5 protein-coding genes and 2 pseudogenes are annotated in these 4,814 nt (G+C 44.3%); 6 read left to right on the top strand and 1 reads right to left on the bottom strand.

What is annotated here, in order from left to right; all coding sequences use genetic code 11:
• The 4 genes from C8D90_RS21840 to C8D90_RS21830 all read left to right on the top strand — a co-directional run.
• A partial coding sequence (locus tag C8D90_RS21840) for a VENN motif pre-toxin domain-containing protein (RefSeq protein ID WP_162844449.1) occupies positions 1 to 1,956 on the top strand: 1,956 nt, incomplete at its 5' end.
• Positions 1,957 to 1,960: 4 nt separating this feature from the next.
• A complete protein-coding gene (locus C8D90_RS21835) occupies positions 1,961 to 2,320 on the top strand; it encodes a hypothetical protein (protein WP_115460554.1) in 360 nt (119 codons plus the stop codon).
• Positions 2,321 to 2,453: 133 nt separating this feature from the next.
• Positions 2,454 to 2,651 (top strand): hypothetical protein, encoded by a 198-nt coding sequence (locus C8D90_RS22060; RefSeq protein ID WP_147291399.1) that lies wholly within the window; start codon positions 2,454 to 2,456, stop codon positions 2,649 to 2,651.
• 298 nt (positions 2,652 to 2,949) lie between these two features.
• Positions 2,950 to 3,555 carry a hypothetical protein gene (locus C8D90_RS21830; RefSeq protein WP_115460553.1) on the top strand — a complete coding sequence of 202 codons (606 nt, stop codon included), beginning with the start codon at positions 2,950 to 2,952 and terminating at the stop codon, positions 3,553 to 3,555.
• Between the two features lie 26 nt (positions 3,556 to 3,581).
• Here C8D90_RS21830 and C8D90_RS22345 read toward each other — a convergent pair.
• A pseudogene (locus tag C8D90_RS22345) lies at positions 3,582 to 3,817 on the bottom strand (transposase); the annotation flags it as partial.
• 156 nt (positions 3,818 to 3,973) lie between these two features.
• Here C8D90_RS22345 and C8D90_RS21820 point away from each other — a divergent pair.
• Complete coding sequence (locus C8D90_RS21820) at positions 3,974 to 4,414, top strand: hypothetical protein (RefSeq protein ID WP_115460552.1); 441 nt, start codon at positions 3,974 to 3,976, stop codon at positions 4,412 to 4,414.
• A 188-nt stretch (positions 4,415 to 4,602) separates the two neighbouring features.
• Positions 4,603 to 4,814: pseudogene (locus tag C8D90_RS21815) on the top strand (hemagglutinin repeat-containing protein); the annotation flags it as partial.

The raw sequence follows: 4,814 nt of genomic DNA, 5'->3' as shown, positions 1-4,814 counted from the left end.
GATATCACGGTCGGCAAGCATACCCAGCTTGACGGCGCGGTGATAGCGAGCACGGCGGATGAGAGTAAGAACCGGCTGGATACCGGTACGCTGGGCTTCAGCGATATCGACAATAAGGCAGATTTCAAGACGGAGCACCAGGGTGGCAGTTTTAGCACCGGTAGCGGTATTTTAGGTAATGCGCTTGGCAACGCGGGCAACCTGACAGCGATTGGCGGGAACAATGAAGGACATGCCTCAGGCACCACGCAGTCGGCGGTGTCTGGCGGTAGCGTGGTGATTCGTGATGAAGCGAATCAGAAGCAGGATATCACGGACCTGAGCCGTGACCCGGAGAATGCGAACGGCAGCATTGCGCCTATCTTTGATAAAGAGAAAGAGCAGAACCGGCTGAAGGAGATTCAGCTGATAGGTGAGATAGGGGCGCAGGTTGGGGATGTTATCAGGACGCAGGGCCAAATCGAGACAGCTAAAGCCTTGAATGACCCGCAGGCTCAACAAGCTGCCAAAGAGGTTCTGGCAGGTCTGGGTAAACTGAATCCGACAGAAAAAGAGATAAATGACCAGATTAGCCGGGCGGTTATGGAAACCTACGGCACGGGCAGTTCACTGCAAAAAACCGCACAGGCTGTAACCGGAATACTAACTGGTCTGGCCGGTGGGGACATTGGTAAAGCCTTGGCGGGTGGTGCCAGCCCATATATTGCAGAGCAAATCAAGAAGTATACGGGTGATAACGATGCTGCCAATGTGATGGCCCATGCTGTGTGGGGGGCAATTGCGGCGGAAGTTAACGGCAACAGTGGGCTGGCAGGTGCTGCGGGTGTTACAGGTGGTGAACTGGCTGCCCGTTATCTGGCTGAGAAACTCTATCCAGGTGTCGAACCATCGCAATATTCGGAAGAACAAAAACAGACGCTCAGTGCGTTGGGTTCACTGGCAGCGGGCATGGCGGGCGGTATCGCTGGTGGCAGTACGGCCAATACGGTTGCAGGTGCACAGGCTGGCCAGAACGCGATTAACAATAATCTCATTGGTGGCAACGACGAAACTCAGACAAAGTTTGTGCAGGAGCATGGTAAAGATGTGCTCTCATGTGCGACTAACCCCGGAGGTGCGGAATGCCAGCGAGGGCAGGCGGTAAACAAAGCTATTGCTGGTGCACTGGTGGGAGGGGGTATTGCCAATGCTGCTCCTGCGTTGATCGCTGCTGCTCAGTCAGCGGCGAGTACGTGTGCATCTAACCCTCCATCGTGTGCCGTTCAGGTAAGTAACTGGGTTGTTGAGACGATTGGTGCCGAAGCGGTTCCTGCCGGGTTAACGGTGGCGGGTATCAGTAAGCTATCATCGGTGGAACTTGCTGAGCTTAAAGCTGTGATATCGATGGAGAAACAGCTGGGGAGTAAGGCGACGAAGGAGGCTGTAGAGGGGATTGTTAATAACTCAGCAGTTGGGAAGGGGACGAGTACCCAAATAGTCAAGAATAGCGATGGGTTAAATGAGGTTAAAATAAAAAGTACCCCTTTAGAGGGGCAGGATCGTCTTAATACCCCTGATCTTGGTGGCAGTGGGAAATTGAAGCCTGCCGAAGCCGCAACAGCAGCCCAGCTTGAGCCTGCATTAGGCCAAATGGAGCGCTATACGCCACCGAAGGGAGCGACTTCTGGCACATCTCCTGATTTTGTGATCACATCTGGCCCAAATAAAGGTAAAACAGTAGATGCTATGTATACGACTGATAAGTTGTCACAAAAAGAGATCGATGGGTTAAATAAATTTTATGAGAAAAATATGAGTTCTGGCTCGGGTAAAGATGTTATTCAAGACCATTTAAAAAAGGCCGATTTTGTTCCGGTTGATTTTAGGGTGCTAACACGAACCAATCAGAAAATTTTTATGGATTATATAAAAACACTGCCTAAAACACAGCAGGATAAAATTATTATTATGAGGTGATGTTATGGGGGCGAGTTTATTTATCGGTTGGAATAATAAAGAGCAGCGAGAGGCTGAGTTTCAAAGAACAGGCAGTTTTGTTAATGGAAGTTACTGGGATGCATTTGGTGATTTATTAGATGCTGTGTTTTTGCCTGATTATCCTAAATTGCATGAGATAATAAAATCTGAAGAAGGTGAATATTTAAAATTTTATTCATTTGTTGAGTTAAACAGGCATGATTTTAACCAAGCGGTTAAGTTAATTAGAGATTATATAAAAAAACAGAAAAAACCAACGGAATGGCAAAAAATGGCGCAGGTTGTGTGGGAAGAAATTGCAGAACCTTATATTATTCAAGATGATCGTTATCAACCAGAGTAAAGCTTACTAACGAAGGCTGTGCTAGCAATCTTTTTTTGGGTAAATTTCGAGCTGGTGAAGAGCTGACTGATTGCCAGAAATAAGGACTGGCCGGCCTTCTGACAAAGTGGCGACCTAGGCACAGCAAGATTTATTGGCTGAAATTAATAGTTTTACATCTAAATTACAGGCAAATAAAAATGCAACAATGGTTGGTGTATATGATCCAGTGACAGGTAAAACGGCTATAGGTAATAGCAATGCTAATATAACAGCAGAGGCTTTACATCCTAATACGGTTAAGTATATTGAGAAACAATTAGGTGTTGAGATAGATGAGTTTAATAAATAACTTCGCACATTTATGCTTCACTTCTCATCAAGTGAGGCCGGTACTGACGGGGTGCCACACTCCAGCGAGTGTAGCGCTATTATGCAAAGCTATTTGGCTTTTGTAAAAATAAATCTGGTGCATATGCCGAAGTTTCTGGTGCTGATTAATTAATTCGTCAAGAAGTAGCTCCAGAGCGAATTGAATTTAAAGATGCTGTGAGATCAAGAATAGTATATAACGAAGGAAAAATCACATCAGACGCAATTATAATGCCTTGTAAAAACTGTCAAATAACATGGCCAAAAGGAAAATAAACATGAGTGTCTTAAATGTTAACTGGAAGCCAGAGTTTGGAACGATATTCACTTGGTTTGCCATGGATAAATCTGAAAATATTGCGGTAATGGTGAATAACTGTTTTGGCGATTTACCTAAAGCTCTTTTGTCAATTAATGATGTGGAGAGTTTGTTAGATCAGTTAACACATTATATGTGGGAGGAATCCGAGCAGTTTGATTTTTACCCAGATAATAAGCGAGGTAGTACTATATTAGATCTCTATTCAGGCTTAAGATTTCATCATTTACCAATTCGAAAAGATGTTGAACAACTTATAAAAGGGCGTTCTAGTTACGACAGAAGTCCAAGAGAATGTAACTTGCCTTCAAGAAAAGGCTTTTTTGTTTATCATGGTATAGAAGGAGATAATCCAGGGCAAGATTATCCAGTTGGTTATGATGGTGAAACAAAAATGGGAGACTATTTTAGGTATTTAATGCCGACTGTTTATGCTTCTATTGAGGACTTTCCTAAAGAACTTCGTTATGGAATAACTGTTTCTAATACAGCTGATTTTACTACGGATAGAATATTTTTCAATGATAAAATCAATGAGTACTTTCCGAAAATGTATGGCGAATAATCTTAAAACGGCCTCGCCTAATGCCACTACACTTTTGCCAGCCCATGTTGACCTCTGGGGAATGGGCTCACGGTTTCTATAAAATAATGAACCTTGTTCAACAATCGCCACATCGAACAGTACTGATGATTTCGGAGGATCGTGTCGTGAAGCGACTGCCAGAGCAGTTCGGCGTGATTCACCCATGGCGAGTAAACAGGTTGATAAATTACTTTGGCTTCTGATTTTCCCTCATCCAGCGCCACGTTTTCCGGCTTTTATGGGTTGCGCAGAATATAGAACTGCAAAATGAGCTTCTACTATCTAATCCTAATCTAACACTTAAGGATATCAAATTTACACCCGCAGTTCGCCCGAGAACAGATGAGTTAGTTCCTCGCTGTGAGAACTGTACAAATATTTTGGGGGCTAAATAATTATGTATATGGATGATGAGTTTTTAGAATCTAATGATTTAGACTGGTTCTCGTCTTACAAAGATGGCCTTTTAGCGCACTTTGCAACAGGAGGAGGTTGTGAAATGCCAGAGGAAGTTAGGAGGTTCATTGATAATTATGAAATTATTTACGATTACTTTCATTCTTTGGGTGTGTCGACAGATATTGAGATAATTGAGGAGAACTTACCTTTATTTTTAACACAAGAGCAGCGCGAACGTTATTTACAGTCCTTTATCAATATAGCATGCAAAGGGATTTGTAGTTATGATATACGTAGGGATGATAGTTGCTATAAATTGATAGCTAAACCCAAAGTTTGCTTGAGATATGATCAACTTCCAGAGGAAGTAAGAAAGATAATATATATACTTCCTAAGGAAATAATGTCAGGTTCTGTAGTTGTAAAAAATCTGGAATAATAACCTCGATCCAATAAGATAAACCTTATCAAATACAATGAACTTGTACACTCCCGGCCCTAAGGCCGGGAGCCTGTTCTCAATGCTACGCTTCCGCCACCCGAACACGAACGACGCCCGCCGCAATCCCCACATCCAACGTGGTGCCCTCATCCGCGCCAATCTCCCGCAGCCATTCCCCTGCAATCGTGCAGGAAGACTACGCCACCCGCGAGGCAGGCACCCTGCTTTCCGGCGACAACGTGAAGGTCTCCGCCGGCAACGACCTGAAGGTCACCGGTTCGCAGGTGGTGGGCGACGGCAACGTGGCGCTGAATGCGGGCAATAACGTCACCATTAAAGCGGCGACGGAAGAAGAATCGCATTACTACCTGAAAGAGAAGAAAAAGAGTGGCCTGTT

The organism is Enterobacillus tribolii (assembly GCF_003363015.1).
In the GTDB taxonomy this organism is placed as follows: domain Bacteria; phylum Pseudomonadota; class Gammaproteobacteria; order Enterobacterales; family Enterobacteriaceae; genus Enterobacillus; species Enterobacillus tribolii.
The sequence above is the reverse complement of the archived record's forward strand: the minus strand, read 5'-3'. Positions and strand labels throughout refer to the sequence as shown.